Annotated in this window: 14 protein-coding genes; 3 read left to right on the forward strand and 11 right to left on the reverse strand. The window is 73.9% G+C overall.

All coding sequences use genetic code 11. The features are described from left to right. Positions 1–82 precede the first annotated feature (82 nt). The 8 genes from AC4OR8_RS10395 to AC4OR8_RS10430 all read right to left on the reverse strand — a co-directional run bounded on the left by AC4OR8_RS10395 (position 83) and on the right by AC4OR8_RS10430 (position 11,338). Entirely contained in the window at positions 83–3,196 is a 3,114-nt protein-coding gene (locus AC4OR8_RS10395) for an ExeM/NucH family extracellular endonuclease (protein ID WP_492165479.1), read from the reverse strand. Between the two features lie 118 nt (positions 3,197–3,314). Continuing rightward, the gene (locus AC4OR8_RS10400) at positions 3,315–5,348 is read right to left on the reverse strand and encodes a bifunctional metallophosphatase/5'-nucleotidase (protein WP_492165480.1); all 2,034 of its coding nucleotides are present in this window, start codon (positions 5,346–5,348) and stop codon (positions 3,315–3,317) included. 91 nt (positions 5,349–5,439) lie between these two features. Continuing rightward, on the reverse strand, positions 5,440–6,156 hold the full coding sequence (gene pgsA, locus AC4OR8_RS10405; protein ID WP_492165481.1) for a CDP-diacylglycerol--glycerol-3-phosphate 3-phosphatidyltransferase: 717 nt from the start codon (positions 6,154–6,156) through the stop codon (positions 5,440–5,442). After that, positions 6,153–7,661, reverse strand: a complete 1,509-nt coding sequence (locus AC4OR8_RS10410; RefSeq protein WP_492166409.1) for a MiaB/RimO family radical SAM methylthiotransferase — start codon at positions 7,659–7,661, stop codon at positions 6,153–6,155. The genes pgsA and AC4OR8_RS10410 overlap by 4 nt, the downstream gene beginning before the upstream one ends. A 216-nt stretch (positions 7,662–7,877) precedes the next feature. Further along, on the reverse strand, positions 7,878–8,312 hold the full coding sequence (locus AC4OR8_RS10415) for a universal stress protein (RefSeq protein WP_492165482.1): 435 nt from the start codon (positions 8,310–8,312) through the stop codon (positions 7,878–7,880). Beyond that, positions 8,309–9,847 (reverse strand): tripartite tricarboxylate transporter permease, encoded by a 1,539-nt coding sequence (locus AC4OR8_RS10420; RefSeq protein ID WP_492165483.1) that lies wholly within the window; start codon positions 9,845–9,847, stop codon positions 8,309–8,311. The genes AC4OR8_RS10415 and AC4OR8_RS10420 overlap by 4 nt, the downstream gene beginning before the upstream one ends. Before the next feature lies 1 nt (position 9,848). Further along, entirely contained in the window at positions 9,849–10,382 is a 534-nt protein-coding gene (locus AC4OR8_RS10425) for a tripartite tricarboxylate transporter TctB family protein (protein ID WP_492165484.1), read from the reverse strand. Then, a complete protein-coding gene (locus AC4OR8_RS10430) occupies positions 10,379–11,338 on the reverse strand; it encodes a Bug family tripartite tricarboxylate transporter substrate binding protein (RefSeq protein ID WP_492165485.1) in 960 nt (319 codons plus the stop codon). Before AC4OR8_RS10430 ends, AC4OR8_RS10425 begins: the two co-directional genes overlap by 4 nt. A gap of 168 nt (positions 11,339–11,506) precedes the next feature. Between AC4OR8_RS10430 and AC4OR8_RS10435 the strand changes: the two genes are divergently transcribed. Beyond that, positions 11,507–13,216: a sensor histidine kinase gene (locus AC4OR8_RS10435; protein ID WP_492165486.1), complete on the forward strand. Its 1,710-nt coding sequence runs from the start codon at positions 11,507–11,509 to the stop codon at positions 13,214–13,216. A gap of 10 nt (positions 13,217–13,226) precedes the next feature. Continuing rightward, positions 13,227–13,895, forward strand: coding sequence for a response regulator (locus AC4OR8_RS10440; protein WP_492165487.1), 669 nt, complete (start codon positions 13,227–13,229; stop codon positions 13,893–13,895). Positions 13,896–14,086: 191 nt separating this feature from the next. Here AC4OR8_RS10440 and AC4OR8_RS10445 read toward each other — a convergent pair whose 3' ends face one another. From AC4OR8_RS10445 to dapA, 3 genes are all read right to left on the reverse strand, one after another. Then, entirely contained in the window at positions 14,087–16,090 is a 2,004-nt protein-coding gene (locus AC4OR8_RS10445; RefSeq protein WP_492165488.1) for a helix-turn-helix domain-containing protein, read from the reverse strand. Continuing rightward, positions 16,087–18,813 carry a DNA translocase FtsK gene (locus tag AC4OR8_RS10450; protein ID WP_492165489.1) on the reverse strand — a complete coding sequence of 909 codons (2,727 nt, stop codon included), beginning with the start codon at positions 18,811–18,813 and terminating at the stop codon, positions 16,087–16,089. Before AC4OR8_RS10450 ends, AC4OR8_RS10445 begins: the two co-directional genes overlap by 4 nt. A gap of 115 nt (positions 18,814–18,928) precedes the next feature. Next, complete coding sequence (gene dapA, locus AC4OR8_RS10455; protein ID WP_492165490.1) at positions 18,929–19,849, reverse strand: 4-hydroxy-tetrahydrodipicolinate synthase; 921 nt, start codon at positions 19,847–19,849, stop codon at positions 18,929–18,931. Between the two features lie 137 nt (positions 19,850–19,986). Between dapA and AC4OR8_RS10460 the strand changes: the two genes are divergently transcribed. After that, positions 19,987–22,080, forward strand: a complete 2,094-nt coding sequence (locus AC4OR8_RS10460) for an ATP-binding protein (RefSeq protein ID WP_492165491.1) — start codon at positions 19,987–19,989, stop codon at positions 22,078–22,080. Positions 22,081–22,120: the final 40 nt, after the last annotated feature.

Raw genomic sequence — 22,120 nt, forward strand, 5'->3', positions numbered from 1 at the left:
GGCCCTGCCCGTGGGCAGGACCCCGTCCGACTGGTGCTGGGTGGTGCTGGGTGGTGCTGGGTGGTGCTGGGTGGTGCTGGGGTCAGCGCTGCACGTCGACGGTCACGACGGTGCGGGCGGTCTCACCGTCGGGACCGGTGTAGGTGACCACGACCTGCTTCTCCCCCACCCGCTTGAAGGTGGAGTTGAGCCGAACCGTCGCCACGCCGTTGTCGAGCTCGGCGGTGCGGTAGCCCGCACCGGGAGGGTTGACCCGCACGGTGCCGGCGGCGCGGACGCCGTCGATGGTCACCTTCACGCGGAACGACACCTTGGTCTCGTCCACGACCACGCGCTTGGGCGAGGTCGTCACGTCGACGGACACCTCGTCGGCGTCGGCGGGCTCCACGACGTAGGTGAACGTCGTGGTGGAGGGCTCGGTGACGGCGTCACCGGAGTAGGCCGCGGTCAGCGTGTAGGTACCGGCGTCGAGGTCGCCCGGCACGGTGACCGTGGCCGACCCGCCGGTGACCTCGGCGTCGCCCAGCTCGGTCGAGCCGTTGCTGATCGTGACCGTGCCGGTGGCGGTGGCGGGGGTGACCGTCACGGTGACGGTGCCCTCCTCGCCCTCGGTGACGGTCGTCGTGGGGGCGCTCACGGTCGAGGGCACGACCGGGTCGGGCTCCTCGGTCAGGTCGAGGCCCATGACCACGGGGTCGTGGTCGGAGGAGCGGTACGGGCCCGGCTGGTGGAAGTTCGTCGGGCTGTAGTTGAACCGGCTGTACTCGAAGTAGACCGACTCCGGGGAGTTGATGTTCCAGATGTCGTGACCGGTCATCGCCTCGAGGGCCACGTCGTTGGCGAGCACGTGGTCGAGCGAGCCCGACAGGCCGCTGAAGGAGTAGGAGTACTCCGCGTCGTCGCCCTGGCCGCCCTCGATGTTGGTGTAGCCGGCGCCGTAGAGCACCTGCAGCGGGTCCTCCTGGGAGTAGGAGTTGAAGTCGCCCACGAGCAGGACGGCCTCGGCCTTGGACTGCTCCTGCACACCGGGCAGCCAGTCGCGCAGCGCGGTGGCCTGACGGACGCGGTCGGGGTTGGCGTTGCCCTGGCCGGTGCCGTCGTTGACCCCGGAGCCCTTCGACTTGAAGTGGTTGACCACGAACAGGAACGGCGTGCCGCCGTCGACCGGCGCGAAGGTCTGCGCGATCGGCTCACGCGCGTTGTCGAAGGCCTGGCCCGAGCTGCTCTGGTCGCCCAGGGCGCGGGCCTCGCCGACGCGCTCGACGGCGGCCGGCTTGTAGATGATGGCGTTGCTGATGACGTCCATCTCGCTGGCGGCGGGCAGGTCGGTCGAGGACGGGTTGGCCGCCCAGGTGCCGGCGCCGGCGTCGGCGTTCAGCGCCGCGACGAGCGCCTTGGTGGCCTCGTCGGCGGTCTCGCCCAGGGCGAGGGAGTTCTCGATCTCCATCAGGCCCACGACGTCGGCGTCGAGGGTGTTGATCGCCGAGACGATCTTCTCCTGCTGGCGCGCGAAGTCCTCGGGGTCCCAGGCGCCGCGCTGGTCGCAGCCGCCGGAGACGTTGTTGCCGTCGCCGTCCTTGTCGGGGAAGGTGTCGCAGCCGCCGTCGCCGACGTTGTCGTTGTCGGCGTCACCGAGGGTGGTGAAGTAGTTCAGCACGTTGAACGACGCGACCTTCAGGTCGGCGGTGCCGTCGGCGTTGATCCGCGCCTCGTCGGGGGCGGCGGTGCGGGTGTTCTCGAACGTCGCCGGCGACGTGGTGGTGTAGTCCGGGCCGCTCACGGTCTGCAGCGGCTGGAAGCGGTACGTCGGCGCGCTGGGCGAGCCGCCCTGCGAGAACACCACGTCCTTCGTGAACGTGGCCGCCGCACCGACGCGCACCGGGTTCTCGTTCGAGAGGTACGGCGGGGTCAGCGTCTTGCCGTTGGCGGTGGCGCTGTACGTCGTGCCCGACGCGTCGTCGAGCACGATCGACCGCGCGGCGTTGTCGGCCTCGACCGCGGCGATCGCCTCGGCGTTCTGCGCGTCGGCGACCTCGGTGGGCTGGATCAGCGGCTTGTCGCCGAGCGCGAGGCCGACCTCGCCGAACTGGTTGGTCGAGAAGGTGTTGGTGACGGTGAAGTCGTCGGTGGGCCGGTAGAGCATGCCCTCCAGCGACTCCTTCTCCGCGGCGGTGTCGGGCCACGAGGTGGTCGTGGTCGCGGTGACCGGCGCGCCGGCCTGCTCGAGCACCTGCGTGCCGGCGGCCGAGGAGACCACCTGGGTCTGGCCGGCGTACTCGTCGACCTCGCCGGTGACCTCGACGCTCTGGCCGGGCTGGACCGAGACCGTGCCGGAGCCGTTGGGGTAGTAGACGAAGACGCCGTCGGAGCCGGTGCGAGTCGCCGGGTCGGTCGGGCCGCCCGTGCCGGGGGTCTGCACGTAGAACCCGTAGAGGAACTGCGGGGCCGCGGTCACCACGCCGGTGGTGGTCACCGGGTCGCCCTCGAGGGGCGAGGTGGTGCCGGTGCCCTGGATCTCGCGGATGGTGGCGTCGACGGGCTCCGGCTCGGGCTCGGGCTCGGCAGCGGAGGCGGCCGGGGTCGGCTCGGCGACGACGAAGTCGACACTGTTGTCGTCGGTGTCAGCGGCGGTGCGCTGCGCCGAGGTGGTGTTGCCGAGCGCGGCGGTCCGGGCGGTCTCGAACGAGGTCGCCGAGCTGCTGGCACCCACGAAGTCGATGATGCCGGGCGCGGAGATCACGCTTCCGGACGGCGGGGTCAGGGCCTGCGTGCCGGACGACAGCCACACCTGCCCGCCACCGCCGGCCATGGCGATGGTGCCGGTGGCGTTGGGCGTCGGCAGCGGGGTCGTGCCGCCGGTGCCCTTCGCCTCCTGGATGAGGTAGCGACCACCGGCGGGCACGGACCCGGTCAGCGCCGTCACCGCGCCGGCACCGGTACCGGTGGCGCTGCGGTACTGCACCGACATGCCGTCGACGGAGATCGCCGCGGTGGTCGGGTTGTGGAGCTCGATGAAGTCGTGGGTGTAGACGGCGCCGGAGTTGCCTCCACCGCCGTAGACCTCACTGATCACCAGGCCGGTGCTGGGCACCGCCGACGCCGGCGTCGACACCAGACCGGTGACGGCGGCAGCGAGGCTGAACGCCCCGGCCAGGGGGAGGGCGACCCGACGGGTCGCCCGGGACGAGATGGGCATGACGAACCTTCCGAGGAGGAGAGGGACCTGCGGGGACCCGGACGGGTCCCGGAGGAGGGGGGTGCCGCACGGAGGGGCCTGCCGCCGCAGCGGCAGGCCCCTCGTGCGGACGGGTCGATCAGGGAGCGGCGACCGGCACGACGGCGGTGGTGCCGCTCGGGTCGGCGACGAGCTCGACGACACCGCCGGTGGAGCCGGCGGGCACGGTGACGGTGACCTCCGAGGTGCCGTTGGTCACCGGGAAGGTGCCGAGGACGGTGCGGGTGGCGCCGTTCACGTAGGTCGCGGTGACCGTCGTGTTCAGCGGGCTGCCGAGCGAGGTGAGGTCGAGCGAGGTGAGCGTGAAGCTCTCCTCGGCACCGGCCGCGATCGCCTGGGGCAGGCCCGTGGCGAAGACCTGCTGGCGGGCGTAGTCGGGCGCCAGCGAGGCGTTGGCCTCGAGGTACTCACGCCACAGCTCGGCGTCGAGCAGACCGGTGTCGACGAAGCTGCCCTGGGCGAAGGCGCGGAAGTTGTCGCCACCCGAGGCCAGGAAGGACAGCGTCGAGACGGTGTAGGTCTCCTCGGGGTCCAGCGGCTCCCCGCTGATGCGCACCGAGGTGATCCGGGAGCCGGCCGCAGCGGTCGGGTCGGCGATGACGTTCACGTTGTCGGACATGCCGAGCTGGGCGTAGGCCCGCGACGGCACGGTGCCGTCGGGGTTCGTCTGCCACTGCTGCTCCAGGACCGCCTTGAGCTGGGCGCCGGTGAGCTCCACGATGGCCACGGTGTTGTTGAACGGCAGCACCGCGTTGGCCTCGGCGAAGGTCACCACGCCGTCGGTGTTGGCGGGGTTGCTCGAGGTGTCGCCGGCGTAGAGCAGCTCGGCGCGCAGGCCCCCGGAGTTCGTCAGGCCCAGGTCGGGCTCGGCGAAGTCGGAGACGCCGTCACGCAGGGCGTTGGCGACCAGGCCGCCGAGAGTCGACTCGAGCTGGCGCTGGTCGCGGCCCGTCTTGGGGTCGGCGACCGTGTAGCCGTCGGGGCCGTAGGTGCCACCGGCGTAGGCGGTGGTGATGTCGTCGGTGATCGACCCGACCGGCGTGTTGCCGACCTCGGCGGCCTCGGCCAGCGCGCGGTCGGTGATCTCCTTGACCTCGACCACGGCCGGGTACTCGAGGTTCTCCGCCGCGGCACGGGCGACGTTGGCCTGGTCGTAGGCCTTGACCCGGCCGGTGCGCTGGTTGACGCTCAGCGTGATGCGACCGACGTTCTCGCCGTAGGAGCCGGTCTGCAGGACCGGACGGGTGCGCTGGCTGTCCGGCACGGGGCCGTCCCAGGCGTACTGCTTGTGGGTGTGGCCGGTGAAGATGGCGTCGACCTGCGCGTCGGTCTTGGTGACGATGCGGGCGAAGGCGCCGCCCTCGGCGATCTCCTCCTCGATGGTGGCACCCGCCGGGGCGCCCTCGCCGGCCCCCTCGTGGTACTCCGCCACGATGACGTCGGCCTCGCCGTTGCCGGCCTCGCCGTCGGAGAGCTGGCGCGCGACGCGGTTGACCGCGGCCACCGGGTCGCGGAACTCGAGGTTGTCGATGCCCGCCGGGCTCACCAGGCTGGGGGTCTCCTTGGTCACCGCGCCGATGACGCCGACGGTGACGCCGGCCCGCTTGAACGTGTCGTACGCCGGGAGTGCGCGCCGGCCGCCCTTCAGGAAGACGTTGGCACCGAGGTAGTCGAAGTCGGCCGACTCGGACACGCGGCCGGCGAGGTCGGCGTAGCCGCGGTCGAACTCGTGGTTGCCGACGGCCGAGGTCTTCAGGTCGAGGGCGTCCAGCACGTCGAGGGTGGGCTCGTCGGCGGCCTGGCTGGAGGCGAACAGCGAGGCGCCGATGTTGTCGCCGGCGCTGAGGAACAGGGTGCGCCGCGGGCCGTTGGCCTCCTTCAGCGCCTCCACGGTCGTGGCGACCTTGGTGGTGTTCGCGTCGATGCGACCGTGGAAGTCGTTGATGTTGAGCATGGTGAGCTTGACGACCTTGTCGCCTTCGGCGGCGGCCGGCTGCGGAGCAGCGACGACGGGGGTGGTGCCGAGCAGCGAGAGGGACATGGCCGCGAGGCCGAGACCCATCCCGGCAGCGACGGGACGAGCGGCCCGGGTGGACCAGGAACGAGAAGACACGAGTGGGAGATCCTTCACACGAATGGATGAGACCTCGGGACCCTAACCTCGGACCCCCCTCGTCGAACCGAGACCGCGGATGACAACTGTGTTACGACTTGGGGTCGCTGGCCGCGTCGGCACCCGCGCCGTGGCCGGTCCCGGTATCGGCACCCTCGCCGGGCCCGCCGCTGCGCAGGCTGTGGCGCTGCTGCCAGACCCCCCGGTAGAACTCGTAGCCCGACCACAGCGTGAGCGCCACGGCGATGGCCAGCGCCGCCTGGGCGACGTAGAAGACCACCTCGCCGGGCACCTCGAGGGCCGCCGGCAGGTCGGGGTCGCGCAGCGGCAGCACCAGCAGGCCCAGCGCCAGCGCCTGCACCGTGGTCTTGAGCTTGCCGAGGTCGGCGGCCGCGATCACGATCCGCTTGAGCACCGAGAGCCGCAGGACCGTGACGCTCCACTCGCGCAGCAGGACCAGCACGGTGACCCACCACCACACGTCGCCCACGATCGACAGGCCGATCAGGGCCATGCCGGTGATCGCCTTGTCGGCGATCGGGTCGGCGATCTTGCCGAAGTCGGTGACCAGGTTGCGGGCGCGGGCGATGTCGCCGTCGATCTTGTCGGTGATCATCGCGGCGACGAAGATGACCCAGGCCACGCAGCGCCAGGTGACGGAGTCGCCGCCGTCGACGAGCAGCGCGGCGGCGAAGAACGGCACCGCCACGATGCGCAGGGTGGTCAGCGCGTTCGGCAGGTTCCAGTTGCTGGGGGCGGTGGCGGGCTGCTGGCCCACCGGCTCCCCCACGGGCGGCTGCTGGCTCATCGCACCTCTCCGGTGGTCTCGGCGACGAGGTCGACCCCGTCGGTGGCCACGACGGTAGCGGTCACCAGCCGCCCCACGGGGGCGGTGCAGTCGCGCACCAGGGTGGTGCCGTCGACCTCGGGGCCCTGGTGGGCGGCGCGGCCCTCGACCCAGCCGTCCTCCACCGACTCCACGAGCACCTCCACGACCTCGCCGAGGCGCTCCTCCGCCCGCTGGGCGTTGAGCTCCTCGACCAGGGCGGTGACGTGCTCGGTGCGGGCGCGCACCTCGTCGTCGTCGAGCTTGCCGCCGTACGACGCGGCCTCGGTGCCGTCCTCGTCGGAGTAGCCGAAGACGCCGGTGACGTCCATCCGGGCCGCGACCAGGAAGTCGCAGAGGGTCGCCAGGTCGTCCTCGGTCTCGCCGGGGAAGCCGACGATGACGTTGGAGCGCACCCCGGCCAGCGGTGCGAGGGCGCGCACCTGGTCGAGCAGCCCCAGGAACGACGCGGGGTCGCCGAAGCGGCGCATGCGGCGCAGCACCGTGGCGCTGGCGTGCTGGAACGAGAGGTCGAAGTACGGCACCACGCCGGGGGTCGCCGCGATCGCCTGCACCAGGCCGGGGCGGGTCTCGGCGGGCTGCAGGTAGCTGACCCGCACCCGCTCCACGCCGTCGAGGGCGGCCAGCTCGGGCAGCAGCGTCTCGAGCAGGCGCAGGTCGCCGAGGTCCTTGCCGTACGACGTGGAGTTCTCGCTGACCAGGAACAGCTCGCGCACGCCCTGCTCGGCCAGCCACCGCGCCTCGGTCAGCACGTCGGAGGGCCGCCGGCTCACGAACGAGCCGCGGAACGCCGGGATCGCGCAGAAGGAGCAGCGCCGGTCGCAGCCGCTGGCCAGCTTCAGGGCCGCCATCGGGCCGGAGTCGAGTCGCCGGCGCACGGCGCGCGGGCCGGTGGCCGGGCCGCCCGCACCGACGGTGGCGGGGTCGGCCAGGCCCGGGGTCGCCGTGCCGGGAGCCAGGGTGGTCGTCGTGGCGCCCGGGGCGGCGGTGACCGGTGCGTCGCCGTGCCCGGGAACCGGCACGGTCGAGGCGGCGCGGTCGACCGGGGAGATCGGCAGCAGGAGCCGGCGGTCCTGCGGGGTGTGCGGGTGGTGCACCTCGCCGGCCACGATCGAGCGCAGCCGGGCGGCGATGTCGGGGTAGTCGTCGAAGCCGAGCACGGCGTCGGCCTCGGGCAGCGACTCGGCGAGGTCCTTGCCGTAGCGCTCGGCCAGGCAGCCCACGGCGACGACCGCCTGGGCCTGCCCTCCCCCGCCGGCCGTCGCCTTGAGGTCGGCGGCCTGGAGCAGGGTGTCGACGGAGTCCTTCTTCGCGGCCTCCACGAAGCCGCAGGTGTTGACCACCACGGTGTCGGCGGCGGCGGGGTCGTCGACCAGGCGGAAGCCGCCGGCCTCGAGGCGACCGGCGAGCTCCTCGGAGTCGACCTCGTTGCGGGCGCACCCCAGGGTCACCATCGCCACCGACAGGGGCGCGGCGGTGTCGGGGGTCTGCGGAGCGGTGGCCTCGGGCACGGGCGGGGTCTGAGTCGTCATGGGTGCCTCCGAGTATGCCGTCCGCGGGTCGCCCGGCACGAACCGTCGCCCCGCCGCTGGGCCTCGCGCCCGACGGGCGGCGGGGCGTGCGGCGGGGCGTGCGGCGGGGCGTGTGGCGGGGCGCACGCCGGGCAGTCGGCGGGCGGGTGACTAGTCCGGCAGCTCGCCCGGCTTGACGGCCAGCACGGGGCAGCTCGACCCGAGCAGGATGCGCTGGGCGACGCTGCCCATCAGCAGCTTGCCCACCGGCGAGCGGCGGCGCAGCCCGATCACCACCAGCCGGGCGTCGACCTCGTCCCCGACGGCCAGCACCTGGTCGGCGACGTCGCCGCCCACCGATTGGCGCACGTCGTGGGGCAGGCCGGTGGCGGCGAGCTCGCGCTCCACCGCCTGCAGCGCCTCGGGGCCCGCCCAGCGGTCGTCGACCAGGGCGTCTCCCTTGGTGGCGTTGACCACCAGCACGCCACGGCCGCGCAGGCGGGCCTCCGCGATGCCGTGGGCCAGGGCCACCGTGCCGAACTCGTCGGGGGCCCAGGCCACCACGACCCAGCCGGCCGCCGTGGCGGGGGTGCTCGCGTCGCTCATCGCTGTGCCATCTCCTCGTCGTCGTGCGACCGGGCGGCGGGCTCGCCACCCGGGTGGTGCGGTCGGCGCAGGGCGCGCAGCGCCGTCGGCGCCACGATCACCACGGCGATCAGCACGTAGACCACCACCGCGAGCGGCTCGTTGACCAGCCCCGAGAACTCGCCGCCGGAGATGCTGAGCGCCTCGCGCAGCTTGCCCTCCATGAGCGGGCCGAGGATGACGCCCAGGATGAGCGGCAGCACCGGCAGCCCGAAGCGGCGCATCATCAGGCCGAGCAGGCCGAAGACGAGCAGCAGGCCGACGTCGAAGGGGTCGAGGTTGGTGGCGTAGGCGCCCAGGCAGGCGAAGAACAGGATGCCGGCGTACAGCTGCGGGCGCGGGATGCGCAGCAGCCGGGCCCACAGCGGCGCCAGGGGCAGGTTCAGCACCAGCAGGAGCAAGTTGCCGATGAGCAGGCTGGCCAGCAGCGTCCAGACCAGGTCGGCCTGCTCGGTCATCAGCTGCGGGCCGGGCTGGATGCCGTAGCCCTGCAGCGCCGCGAGCATCACCGAGGCGGTGGCGGTGACCGGAAGCCCTAGGGCCAGCATCGGGACGAACATGCCGGCGGCCGAGGCGTTGTTGGCGGCCTCCGGGCCGGCCACGCCCTCGATGGCGCCGTGGCCGAACTCGCCGGACTTCGACAGCTTGCGCTCCGAGACGTACGACAGGAACGTCGGGATCTCCGCGCCACCGGCCGGGATGGCCCCGAACGGGAAGCCCAGCGCCGTGCCGCGCAGCCACGGCTTCCACGAGCGTCGCCAGTCGTCGCGGCCCATGAAGGGCTGCCCGACGGGGATGATCTGCAGCGGGCTGCGGCGCAGGTGCGCGGCCACCCAGAGCGCCTCGCCGAGGGCGAAGATGCCGACGGCCACGACGACGATGTCGAGCGGGTCGATGAGCTGGGGCAGGCCGAGGCTGATCCGGGCCTGCGCGGTGTTGGGGTCGAGGCCCACCAGGCCGATCGTGAGCCCGAGGAACAGGGCGATGAAGCCGCGCAGCACCGACGAGCCCAGCACCGCGGTGGTCATCACCAGCGCCAGCACCATGATGGCGAAGTACGACGGGGCGCCGATCTGCACCGCCACGTCGGCCAGCGGCGGGGCGAAGAACGCCACCAGCAGCGTGCCGATCGTGCCGGCGATGAACGAGCCCACGGCGGCGGTGGCCAGCGCCTGGGCGGCCCGTCCCCGCTTGGCCATCTTGTTGCCCTCGAGCGCGGTCATCACCGATGCCGACTCGCCAGGGGTGTTCAGCAGGATCGAGGTGGTGGAGCCGCCGTACATGCCGCCGTAGTAGATGCCGGCGAACATGATGAACGCCTGGGTCGGCTCGAGGCCGAAGGTGACCGGCAGCAGCAGCGCCACCGCCATGGCCGGGCCGATGCCGGGCAGCACGCCGACGAACGTGCCGAGCAGGACGCCGACGGCGGCGTAGAGCAGGTTCTCGGGGGTGGCGGCCTGCTGCAGGCCGCCCCAGAGGAGATCGAGGGCGCCCATGTCAGAGGATCCCGTCGAGCAGGCCGGGCGACAGCGGGATGCCGAGGCCGACGTAGAAGGCGTACCAGCTGCCGACCGCGAGCACGAGCCCGGTGATCACGTCGCGCACCACGGTGCGCGAGCCCAGCGACCAGGCGGCACCCGCGAACAGCACGGCGCCGGTGAGGGCCCAGCCGAGCAGGTCGACGGTGGCGATGGTGAAGGCCAGGACGCCCACCAGCTTGGCCACGGTGGCCCAGTCGGCGCGCTGGGCGAGGTCGACGTCCTCGCCGCCCTCCGGCTCGGGGCGCGAGCCACGGGCGGTGGCCACCACGAGCAGCAGCCCGAGCACCACGAGGGCGCCGCCGATGACGTAGGGGAAGACGCGCGGCCCCACGGGGTCGCCGAAGCCGACGCGCAGCGTCGTGGCGTCGTAGAAGGTGTAGGCGCCGACGACGACGAGCAGCGCGGCCAGCGCGTACTGCGCCTTGTCGACACCCTCCTCGCGGGGGGCGGGCGCCGGGGTGTCGGCGCGGGTCTCGGTGGGGGTGCTCACAGCAGGTCCAGCTCCTCGAGCGTCGTCGAGACGCGGTCGTCCTGCTCCAGCAGGAAGTCTTCGAAGTCGTCCCCGGTGCGGAAGGCGTCGATCCAGCCGTTGTCGGCCAGGGTCTGCTGCCACTCCGGGGAGTCGTGCATGGCGGTGAGGTAGGCGATCAGCTCGTCGCGTCGCTCCTCGGAGATGCCCGGCGGGGCGAGCACGCCGCGCCAGTTGATGAACACCAGGTCGATGCCCGACTCGGTCAGCGTGGGGACGTCCTTGACGGCGTCGCCCCCGAGGCGCTCCTCGCCGGAGACGGCCAGCACCCGCAGGTCGCCGCTCTCGATCTGGCCCTCGAACTCGCTGAGCCCGGAGAAGCCGACCTGGATCTTGTTGCCCAGCAGGGCGCTGGTGAGGGGTCCGCCGCCGTCGTAGGGGACGTAGCGGACGTCCTTGGGGTCGATGCCCACCGTCTCGGCCAGCTGCATCGGGAACAGGTGGTCGGGACCGCCGGGCGACGACCCGCCGCCCACCACGACCGAGTCGGGGTCGGCCTTCCACGCCTCGACCAGGTCGTCGATCGTGCGGAACGGCGACTCCGCCGGCACCAGCACGCCCTCCTGCTCCTCGATGAGCTGGGCCAGCGGCGTGGCGTCCTGGGGGCGGGCGTCGGAGGCGAAGGAGTAGGTGGAGCCGACGACACCGAGACCGATGGTCATCATCAGGTGCTCGTCGCCCTCCGCGCCCATCAGCTGGCTCATCGCGGTGGCCCCGCCGGCGCCGAGGATGTTGGTCACCTGGAAGGAGCCGCCGGTGATGTCCTCGGCCTCCATGATCCCGACCGCGGCGCGGCCGGTCTGGTCGTAGCCGCCGCCAGGGCTGTTCGGGATCCACATGTCGAGGTCGGCGCTCTCGTCGCCGCGGGTGACCCCGCAGCCGGACAGCGCGACCAGCAGGCTCAGCACGGTGGCCACGGCGGCCACGGGAGCGGCCGCGACGCGCGGACGACGGGGCCCGGCGCGACGGGGCCGGGGGGCTGCGGGGAGCATGTGTCTCCTGGGGCGTGGACGGGTGGGACGTGTCGATGCTCACCCACGCTGTGGCGGGCGTCACGGTTGAGGAACCAACGGAGGTTGCGGAACTTGTGGTCACGGGGCGGTGAGCGACGGCACCTGAGCCTGGCCGGGCAGTTCCTGCTGCTCCAGCTCGTCGTCCTGCTGCTGGTCGTGCTGGTCACCAGCGTGGTCTCGGTGCGCCAGAGCGACGCCGACTTCCGCGACACCCGCGGCGCCCGGCTGCGCGCCGCGGCCGACAGCCTCGCCAACACCTCCGCCGTGCAGGAGGGGCTGCTGCGCTCGATCGACGCGCGGTCGCTGGCCTTCTACGTGCAGCAGCGGCAGAACGACGTCGGGGCCAGCACCGTCTACCTCGCCGCCACCGACGGCGAGGTCTTCGTCTCCACCGACCCCACTCGCGAGGGCGAGCAGGTGGCGCTCGGTCCGCAGGTGGCGCAGGGCCGCAGCTGGACCGGCGACACCACCGACCGCGGCGCGCGGGTGCTGACCGCCCAGGTGCCGGTGTACGGCGGCGGCCGGGCGGCGACCCCCGGGCGGCCCGGCGAGCCGCCGCGGCAGGTGGGGCTGGTGGTGGTCACCGAGGACTACCCGCCGCTCACCGAGCGGCTCGCGGCGACCACCGGCGACCTGCTCGTCGTGCTGGCCAGCGGGCTGGCGCTCGGCCTGGCCGGCGCGTGGCTGCTGGCGCGGTTGATCAAGCGGCGCACCCGCGGGCTGGAGCCGGCCGAGATCGCCGCCCTGGCCGACCAGCGCGAGGCGCTGCTGACCTCGATCCGCGAGGGCGTGGTGGCCGTCAACGACGACGGGGTGCTGACCGTGGTCAGCGACAGCGCGCGCGACCTGCTCGGCCTCCCCGAGCGGCCGCAGGGCCGGTCGCTGGCCGACCTCGACGTCACCCCCCAGGTGCGCGACCTGCTGCTCGGCGCCGACGACCTGCGCGACGGCGTCCTCGTCGTCGACGGGCGGGTGCTGGTCACCAACCGCAACCGCGTCGAGGCCGGCGGGCGGCGCATCGGCACCATCACCACCCTGCGCGACCGCACCGAGCTGGTGGCGCTGCAGGGCGAGCTCAGCGCCCGCGAGAGCGTCACCGAGACCCTGCGCGCGCAGACCCACGAGTTCAGCAACCAGCTGCACACCATCTCCGGGCTGCTGCAGCTGGCGGAGTACGCCGAGCTGGGGTCCTTCCTCGGCACCCTCAACCGCCGGCGCGCCGAGATCAGCGACCACGTGCTGGCCCGCGTCGACGACCCCACCGTCTCGGCGCTGCTGATCGCCAAGACCAGCCTGGCCGTGGAGCGCCGCGTCGAGCTCGCGCTGCGCCCCGACTCCGCGCTGCCGCGCCTCGACCCCGAGCTCGCCGCCGACGTCACCACGGTGCTGGGCAACCTCGTCGACAACGCCGTGGACGCCGCGGCGTCCGGTCCGTCCGGTGCGTCCGGTGCGTCCGGCCCGGGTCCGGGCGGCGCGCGGGTCGACGTACGACTGCGGCGCGAGGACGACGGCACCGTCGTGGTGGAGGTCGCCGACAGCGGGCCCGGGGTGCCGGAGGAGCAGCGCGACGACGTGTTCCGCCGCGGGGTCACCACCAAGCCCAGCGGCGTCGGCGGCCGCGGGGTGGGCCTGGCGCTGGTGCAGGTGGTCTGCGAGCGGCGCGGGGGGTCGGTGTCGGTGCACAATGCCCCCGGGGCGGTGTTCACCGCCCGGCTCCCCCGACCCGTCGACCAGCCCGTCGACCAGCCCGCCGACCAGCCCCCGCCGACCCGAGGACCGTGACCCGCCCACCGTGAGCGACCTGACCGTGCTCGTCGTCGACGACGACTTCATGGTGGCCTCGATCCACACCCGGTTCGTGGAGCGGGCGGAGGGCTTCCGGGTGGTCGGCGTGGCCGCCACCGGCGAGGCCGCGCTCGCCGAGATCGAGCGGCTCTCCCCTGACCTGGTGCTGCTCGACGTCCACCTGCCCGACCTCACCGGCATCGAGGTGCTGCGGCGCCTGCGCGGCGCCGGCAACGAGGTTGGCGTCGTGATGGTCACCGCGGCGCGGGAGGCCGACACGGTGCGGGCGGCGGTCGCCGGTGGCGCTGCGCACTACCTGGTGAAGCCGTTCGAGGCCGACGACCTGCTGTGGCGCCTCGAGGCCTTCCGCGCCGCGCGGGCCGCGCTGGCCGGCGTCGGCACCGCGGGCCAGGACGAGATCGACGCCGCCTTCGCCCCGCTCGCCCGCGCCCGCGAGCAGCTGCCGAAGGGCCTGAGCCGCGAGACCGCCGACGTCGTCCTCGCCGCGCTCGACGACGGCGCGGAGCGCTCGGCCGCCGAGTGCGCCGAGGCGGTGGGCGTCTCCCGCGTCAGCGCCCGGCGCTACCTCGAGCACTTCGTCGCCCAGGGGCGCCTGGCCGTGCGGCTGCAGTACGGCGGCAGCGGCCGCCCCGAGCGCCGCTACCGCCGCGCCTGACGCCTTTCGCACCACCGCCCGCGCTGGCCTGCGCACCCGACCCGCGCACGTGCGCCGGTTGAGCGCCCCGGCGGGCACAGCAGGCCGCGAGGGGCGGGCAGACGCAGCTCGGGGCCGGTCCGCTGGGCAGCGGGACCGGCCCCGAGGGGTCGAGCAGGGGTCGAGCAAGGGTCGAGCAGGGTGCGGCCCGGTCAGTCCTCGGCGGCGAAGGTGTCCTGGGCCGAGGTGCCGGTGGTGCCGAGCGGACCCTGGTCCTCACCGGCGACGGCGACCTCGAGGGAGCCGTCGGACGACTGCACCCGCACCGGCTGCGAGACCGCGCCGAGCGTCTTGACCTGGCCGAAGGTGAGCGTGCCCTTGAAGACCAGCTCGTTGGCACCGTCGCGCACCACCACGGTGGCGCCGCCGCCGGCGGCGGTCAGCGTGACCGGCACCGAGGCGCCGGCGGGGGTGGCCGCCTGGCTGCTGCCGGTCTGGCGGAAGCCCGGGGCGGGGTCGCGCAGCTCGGCGGGGCTGTCCATCACCAGGCGGGCGATCGACCAGCACAGCACCAGCGCCATCACGGCGGCGATCATGATCGACCAGTTGGGTCCGCCACGGGTGCCGCGGATCGCGCCACCGGCGCCCAGCTCGGCCTCGAAGACGCGACGGGGGTTGATCGGCGCGTCTGCGTAGCGCTCGTCGTAGTCGGCCAGCAGCGGCGTGACGTCGACACCCAGCACCCGCGCGAGGGTGCGCAGGTGGCCGCGGGCGTAGAAGTCGCCGCCGCACGGCGCGAAGTCGTCGACCTCGATCGACTCGATCACGTGGGGGCGGATGCGGGTGCGCTCGGCCAGCTGGTCGACGCTCAGGCCGAGCCGGGTGCGGGCCGCGGCCAGCTCGGGGCCGACCACCGGGTCGGGCGCGGGCTCGGCACCGAGGTCGTCGATGACGATCGGGGCGACGGCGTCGCCCGCGGTGGCGATCGGGCTGACCCGGTCGCCCCAGACCGCGGTGTCCTCGACGAGGTTGACGCTGCCCGAGCGGCGCAGCTCGCGCGCCTCCGGGGCGCGACCCTGGTCGGCGCCGACCGGGGCGGCGTGGGCGCCCTCGCTGCGGATCTCGGCGCGCACCGCGCTCACCGGGTCGCGCAGCGCGCTCGGCGTCGGGCTCGGCTCCACGCCGACCGGCGCGTCGTACGCCGGGGCACGCTCGGCCCCGGCGTCCACCTCGACGTCGGGAGCCGTCTCGGTCCGGGACCTGCCGTGACGCCAGGGCAGCCGCGCGGCGAGGCCGCCGATGGCCCGGGCCAGCGTGGGACGGGGGTCGCGGGCCGGCCGGTCGCGGGTGTCCCCGTCGTCGGCGGGCTCGGCGTCGACCTCGGTGTGGAGGTCGTCGCGGGTCACGGCGGTGGCACCGGACAGCACGGGCTCGGTGGGCCGGGCAGGCACGTCGATGGTGACCTCGGGGGCCGCCTCGCGCTGCGTGACCCGCATCGGCTGCGTCATCTGGGTCATCGGCACCGGCTGGGTCGACGGGGGCGCGACCACGGGTGCAGCGGGCTCGCCGTCCTCGCGCACCGCGGCCCAGGCCTCGTCGTCGAGGTACTCGTAGCCCTCGATCTCGACGACCTCCACCGCGCCGGCGGCGAGCGCGTCGAGCGCCTCGACCAGCGAGGTGCCGGGGCCGGTGCCGACCACCTTCGTCGACACCGACAGCGGCACCGAGATCGGGTCGTCGTCGCCGGCCAGCACGTCGATGGCGCCGTCACGCACGACGCGGCGGCGCGGCAGCACCTCCACGGCCTCGATCTGGGTCCACGGCAGGCCGCGCCAGGTGCGGCCGCTGCGCAGGCGCACGCCGAGGTCGTCGGCGACGAAGAGCGGGGTGCGGGCGTCGCGCAGCACCAGCAGGTGGGCGACGGCCACCACGGCCATCACCGCGCACAGCGCCCAGTCGAGGGGTGCGGCGGTGGCGGTGGCCCGGGCCAGGTAGGCCGCGGCCACCAGCAGCGCCACGCCCCCGATCGCCCCGGAGAGCAGGCCGTTGCGGCGCACCTCCACGACGGCGGGCGCCGCGGGCACGGGGTGTGCCCCGCCCGTCGGCGAGGCGCCCGGCGCGGCGTCCGGTGCGGCGTCGGTACCGGTGCCGGTGCCGTCGTCGAGTGAGGTAGGGGTGGTGGTCAGGTCCGTGTCGTGCTGGGTGTCGCTGTTCACAAGTCCCCCTGCAGGGTCGCGATGACGCCGTCGATCTCGTCGGGCTTCACGAGCACGTCGCGGGCCTTGGAGCCCTCGCTCGGTCCGACGACGCCACGGCTCTCCATGATGTCCATCAAGCGGCCCGCCTTGGCGAAGCCGACACGCAGCTTGCGTTGCAGCATCGAGGTCGACCCGAACTGCGTGGAGACGACGAGCTCGATGGCCTGGATGACCAGGTCCATGTCGTCGCCGATGTCGTCGTCGAGCTCGCGCTTGCTCGCCGCGGGGGCGGTGACGTCCTCGCGGTAGGTGGGCTCGAGCTGCTCCTTGCAGTGCTTGACCACCTGGGCGATCTCCGCCTCGGTGACCCACGAGCCCTGCACGCGCACGGCCTTCGACGACCCCATCGGCAGGAACAGCCCGTCACCCTGGCCGACGAGCTTCTCGGCGCCCGGCTGGTCGAGGATGACCCGGCTGTCGCCCAGCGACGAGGTGGCGAACGCCAGCCGCGACGGCACGTTGGCCTTGATCAGGCCGGTGACCACGTCGACGGACGGGCGCTGGGTGGCCAGCACCAGGTGGATGCCGGCGGCGCGGGCGAGCTGGGTGATCCGGACGACGGCGTCCTCGACGTCGCGCGGGGCGACCATCATCAGGTCGGCGAGCTCGTCGACGATCACCAGCAGGTACGGGTAGGGCGTCAGCTGGCGCTCCGAGCCGGGCGGCACCTCCACCTTGCCGGCGCGCACGGCCTTGTTGAAGTCGTCGATGTGACGGAAGCCGAAGTTGGCCAGGTCGTCGTAGCGCATGTCCATCTCGCGCACGACCCAGGCCAGGGCCTCGGCGGCCTTCTTCGGGTTGGTGATGATCGGGGTGATCAGGTGCGGGACGCCCTCGTAGGCGTTCAGCTCGACCCGCTTCGGGTCGACCATGATCATCCGCACCTCGTCGGGCGTGGAGCGCATCAGGATCGAGGTGATCATCGAGTTGATGAACGACGACTTGCCCGAGCCGGTCGCGCCGGCCACCAGCAGGTGGGGCATCTTGGCGAGGTTGGCCACCACGAAGCCGCCCTCGACGTCCTTGCCGAGCCCGGCCACCATCGGGTGGTGGTCGTTGCGGGCCGTGGTGGAGCGCAGCACGTCGCCCAGCGACACGATCTCCTTGTCGACGTTCGGGATCTCGATGCCGATCGCCGACTTGCCGGGGATCGGGCTGAGGATCCGCACGTCGGCCGAGGCGACGGCGTAGGCGATGTTCTTGCTCAGCGCGGTGACCTTCTCCACCTTCACCGCGGGGCCGAGCTCGACCTCGTAGCGGGTGACGGTCGGGCCGCGCGTGTAGCCGGTGACCTGCGCGTCGATGGTGAACTCGGTCATCACCTGGGTGAGCCGGTCGACCACCGCGTCGCTGGCCTTGGAGCGGGCCTTGTGCACCGAGCCGGGCTTGAGCACCTCGTTGGCCGGCAGGTGGTAGGTGATGTCACCCGACAGCGCGAGCTGCTCCACGCGCTGGGGCAGCGGCGAGTGGGGCGGCGGCTCGAGGTCGCCGGGGTCGGCGTCCTCGTCGTCCTCCACCGCGACGGGCACGGGCACCGCCACCGGCGGGGCCAGCGGGGTCCGCTGCTCGGGGGCGAACAGGTCGGGGACGACGGCCTCCTCCTGCTCCATCGCCACCTCGATGGGGTCCTTGCGGCGGGCGCGCTTGGCGAGCTCGCGGTCGGAGAGCACCGGGGTGTCGTAGGCGGGGTCGCCCATCTCGGGGTCGATCTCGTCGTCGTCGGCCTCGTGGTCGTCGCGGCGCGAGCCGCGGCGGGGGCGCGTGGCACCGGCGTCGTGCAGGTCGCGGCCCAGCGCGCGGTCGCGCAGGTCGGCGAGCTTGACCGGCACCTGGTAGAGCGGGGTGGCGGTGATGACGAGCAGGCCGAAGACGGCGAGCAGCACCAGCAGCGGGACGACGACGTACGTCGCGCGCAGCAGGTCGAGCAGCAACGAGGAGACGACGTAGCCGACCGCTCCCCCACCGTCCTGCAGCGGGCTGGCGTCGCCGCGCACCGGCTGCGGGCTCCCGCCGGCGATGTGCACGATGCCCAGCACGCCGAGGGCCAGCGAGCTCCAGCCGATGACCTGGCGACCGGCCGGACCGTTGCCGACGGGGTCGCGCATGGTGCGCCACCCGACGACGACCAGCGCCAGCGGGACCAGCCAGCCGACCTTGCCGACCGAGCCGGTCACCGCGGTGCGGGTGGCCTCCATGACGGCGCCGCCGAGCTGGAACCAGACCGCTGCGGCGCTGACCACGGCGAGCGCGAGCACCACCAGGCCGGCACCGTCACGACGGTGCTCGGGGTCGAGGTCGCGGGCGCCGTGGCCGATGCCGCGCGCCAGCGCCCCCACGCCGTGGGCGAGGGCCAGCCAGGTGGCGACCACCCCGCGCAGGACCGCGTCGAAGAGCCGCGCGACGGGGCCACGACCGGTGCGGACGGCGCGGGGCGCCTGCCGGTCGAGGACCTTCGTCGACGTGCTGCCCGAACGGCCGCCCGACCTGCTGGCCGGGCGCGCTGCGGGCTTCTTCGTGGTGGTGCGCGCAGGCCGCTTGCCGGTGGCCTTGCTGCGCGCGGTCGTGGTGGTCGGGGTACTCCGTGGTCGGGTGCTCGAACCGCTCCTCGACGACGCCGTGGACGGCTTCGAAGACGTGCTCGTGCTCCGCGACCCCGGCGGGGAAGACGTACGGGTCGCCATGCTGCACAACCTAGGGGAACGCCTCACCAGTCACAGGGACCACAGGAAGCGTGTCGCGTCCCAGCATTCCCACCGCCACCGCGGGGGCGGACGACGGGGCGCCAGGTCGGGCCGGTCAGGCGTCGGGAAGCAGTCCCGACGCCACCAGGCCGGTGCGCAGCGCGGCGACCTCGGCGTCGTCGAGGGCCAGCAGCGGCGAGCGCACCCGGCGGTTGTCGAGCACCCCGAGCAGCTCGAGGCCGGCCTTGGCGGTGGTGGCGCCGTAGTTGGGCACCCCCATGACGGCCTCGATCGCCGGCAGCATCCGGCGGTAGACCGCCAGCGCCTCCTCGGTGCGCCCGGCGCGGTAGGCGTCGTGGAGGGCGCGCAGCTGGTCTCCGGCCACGTGGCTCACCACGGAGACGAAGCCGACCGCGCCGTGGGCGAGCCAGGCGAGGTTGGCGACGTCGTCGCCGGAGTAGACGGCCAGGCCCAGGTCTCGGATGCGCACCCCGCGGGCCATGTCGCCGACCGCGTCCTTGACCGCCAGCACCTTCTCCCAGCCGGCCAGCTCGACGTAGGACTCCCAGGCCAGCTGGGTCGCGGTGCGCCCCGGCACGTCGTAGAGCATCACCGGCACGTCGCTGGCGTCGACGACCTGGCGGAAGTGGTGGAGCACGCCGGCCTGGCCGGGCTTGCTGTAGTACGGCGTGACCAGCAGCACCCCGTCGGCGCCGAGGTCCGCGGCTTGGCGAGCGAGGCGCACCGACGTGCGCGTGTCGTTGGTGCCGACGCCGGCCACCAGCACGACGTCGTCGCCGACGGCGTCGCGCACCGCCGTCAGGATCTCGCCGTCCTCCTCGGGCGTCGTGGTCGACGCCTCCCCCGTGGTGCCGGAGACGACCAGGCCGTCGTGGCCGTGGTCGACGAGGTGGCGGGCGATGCGCTGGGTGCCCTCGAGGTCGAGCGACCCGTCGGCGCGGAACGCCGTGGCCATGGCGGCCAGCACGGTGCCGAAGGGGGCCGTGGGGCCGGCGGGCGTCACCTCAGCAGTCATGGGGGCAGGCTATCGCGCGGCGACCCGCGTCCGGTGCGGGAGCGCCGCCGCACCACCCGGCGCAGTTCTGCGACACTGGCCGCCGTCCTGACCTGGCCCGGTGCATCCCGGCACCCCCATCCCATCTCGGAGGCGACGTGGACCCCAGCGACCCGACCAGGGCCGCGAGCGTGCACCGCGAGCCGGGTGACCTGCGCTCGGTCTACCAGATCATGCGGCGGATGAACCTCGGCGGCGACGTCGACGCCGTGCTGGAGGCGGTGGCCGAGGGCGTGGCCGCCACGGTGGGCTTCGAGGTGGCCGCGATCAGCTACCTCGGGCCCGACCTCGAGTTCGAGATCGTCACGGTCGCCGGCAGCGCCGCGGCCCGCGAGCAGCTGGTCGGCACCCGCGTGCCGCTGGCGGCGATGGAGGAGGAGTTCGCGCTGGCCGAGGAGTGGGGCTCGCTGCTCTTCATCCCCGCGGAGCGTCTCGTCGACCTGCCCGCCTCGGGCTGGATCCCGCAGGTCGACGACGACCCCGACCCCGACCCCGACCGGTGGCGGCCCGAGGACACGCTGCGCTCGCCGCTGCGCTCCCCCGAGGGCGAGCTGCTCGGCCTGCTCGCCGTCGACCTGCCCCTCGACGGACGCCGGCCCGACCAGGCCTGCCGCGAGCTGCTCGAGATGTACGCCGACCTCGCGGGGATCGCCCTCAGCAACGCCCGGCGCGCCACCGAGCTCGCCGAGCAGGTGCGCCTGGCCGCCGACGTCGGTGCGATCCACTCCGCGGCGTCCGGCACCCTCGACGTCGCCCAGGTCCTCGACGGCGCCGTGGGGCCGGTCGCGCAGGCCCTGGGGGCCGACCTGGTGTGGGTGCGCGCCCTCGACGGCGACGACCTGTCCGGCCTCGGCCACGGCGCCCGCCACCCCGCCGTGCTCACCCCCTCCGACCCGCCGCTGGCCCGGGCCCCCGAGGAGATCGTGGCCATCACCACCCGCACGGCGCGCGAGCACTGGGCCCAGGGCACCGCGACCCTCTCGACCACCCAGGGCGGTGGCTCGGTCACGGTCGCCCGCACCGTGCGCGTCGACGGCAGCGAGCGGCTGCCCGTCGCCGGCGGTGCGGCTGGCTGGGTGCGACGCCGGGCGGCGGTGCCGCACCTCGGCCACACCGAGCAGGAGCTCGTGCTCGACTACCTCGCCGCGAGCGGGCTGGCGTCGCTGCTGCTGGTGCCGATCGGCGTGGGCCGCGACTGCCTCGGCTACCTCGCCGCGGCCCGTCGTGACCCCGACGCGGCCGCCACGACCCCCGCGACGGCCCCCGCGACCCTCGACGCGGACGACGCCGGGAGCCCGGCCGAGCCCGAGCCGGCGCGACCCGGCGGACTGCCGGGCGAGGAGCGCAGCAGCACCCGCACCCGCGCGGCGACCAGCCGTTCGCGCGCCGGCACGTGGAGCCCCCACGAGGTCGAGGCGGCCGGCCAGATCGCACGCCACCTCGGCCAGGCCGTGCTGAACGCCCGCCTGCTCGAGCGCGAGCACGTGCTGGTGCAGCAGCTCGAGGCGCTCGACCACTACAAGAACGACCTGATCTCGACGGTGTCCCACGAGCTGCGCACGCCGCTGACCTCGATCGCGGGCCACCTCGAGCTGATCGAGGACGACCCCGCAGGGGCGCCCACGGCCAGCTTCCAGGTCGTGCACCGCAACCTCGACCGGGTGCTCTCGCTGATCGACGACCTGCTGACCCTCAAGAAGCTCACCGACCGCGACGCGCGGCCGGCCTCCGCGGTGGTCGACCTGCACCAGCTGGCGGCCGACGCGGTCGCCGCGTTCCGCCTGCGGGCCCACGAGGACGGCGTCGAGCTGGTGCTCCAGCCCCACGGCGGCCCGCTGCTGATCACCGGCGACCACGACGAGCTGGAGCGGGTGGCGCTCAACCTGGTCGGCAACGCGGTGAAGTACACGCCCAGCGGCGGACGGGTCGACGTGCTCGTCGAGCGCGCCGACCGGTTCGTGCGGCTGGTGTGCCGCGACAACGGCCTGGGCATCAGCAAGCCCGACCAGGAGGAGCTGTTCAGCGAGTTCTTCCGCTCCACCAACCCCGAGGCGCTGGCCCGCCCCGGGACCGGCCTGGGCCTGAGCATCGTGCGGCGCATCGTGCAGCGCCACGGCGGCTCGATCCGCCTGGAGTCCGAGCTCGGCGAGGGCAGCACGTTCACGGTGCGCCTCCCCCTCAGCCACGTGTGACGCGCCCCGGGCACGGGTCGGCCGGGTGGGCCGGCCGGGT

This window comes from Nocardioides sp. FY1077 (assembly GCF_058681775.1).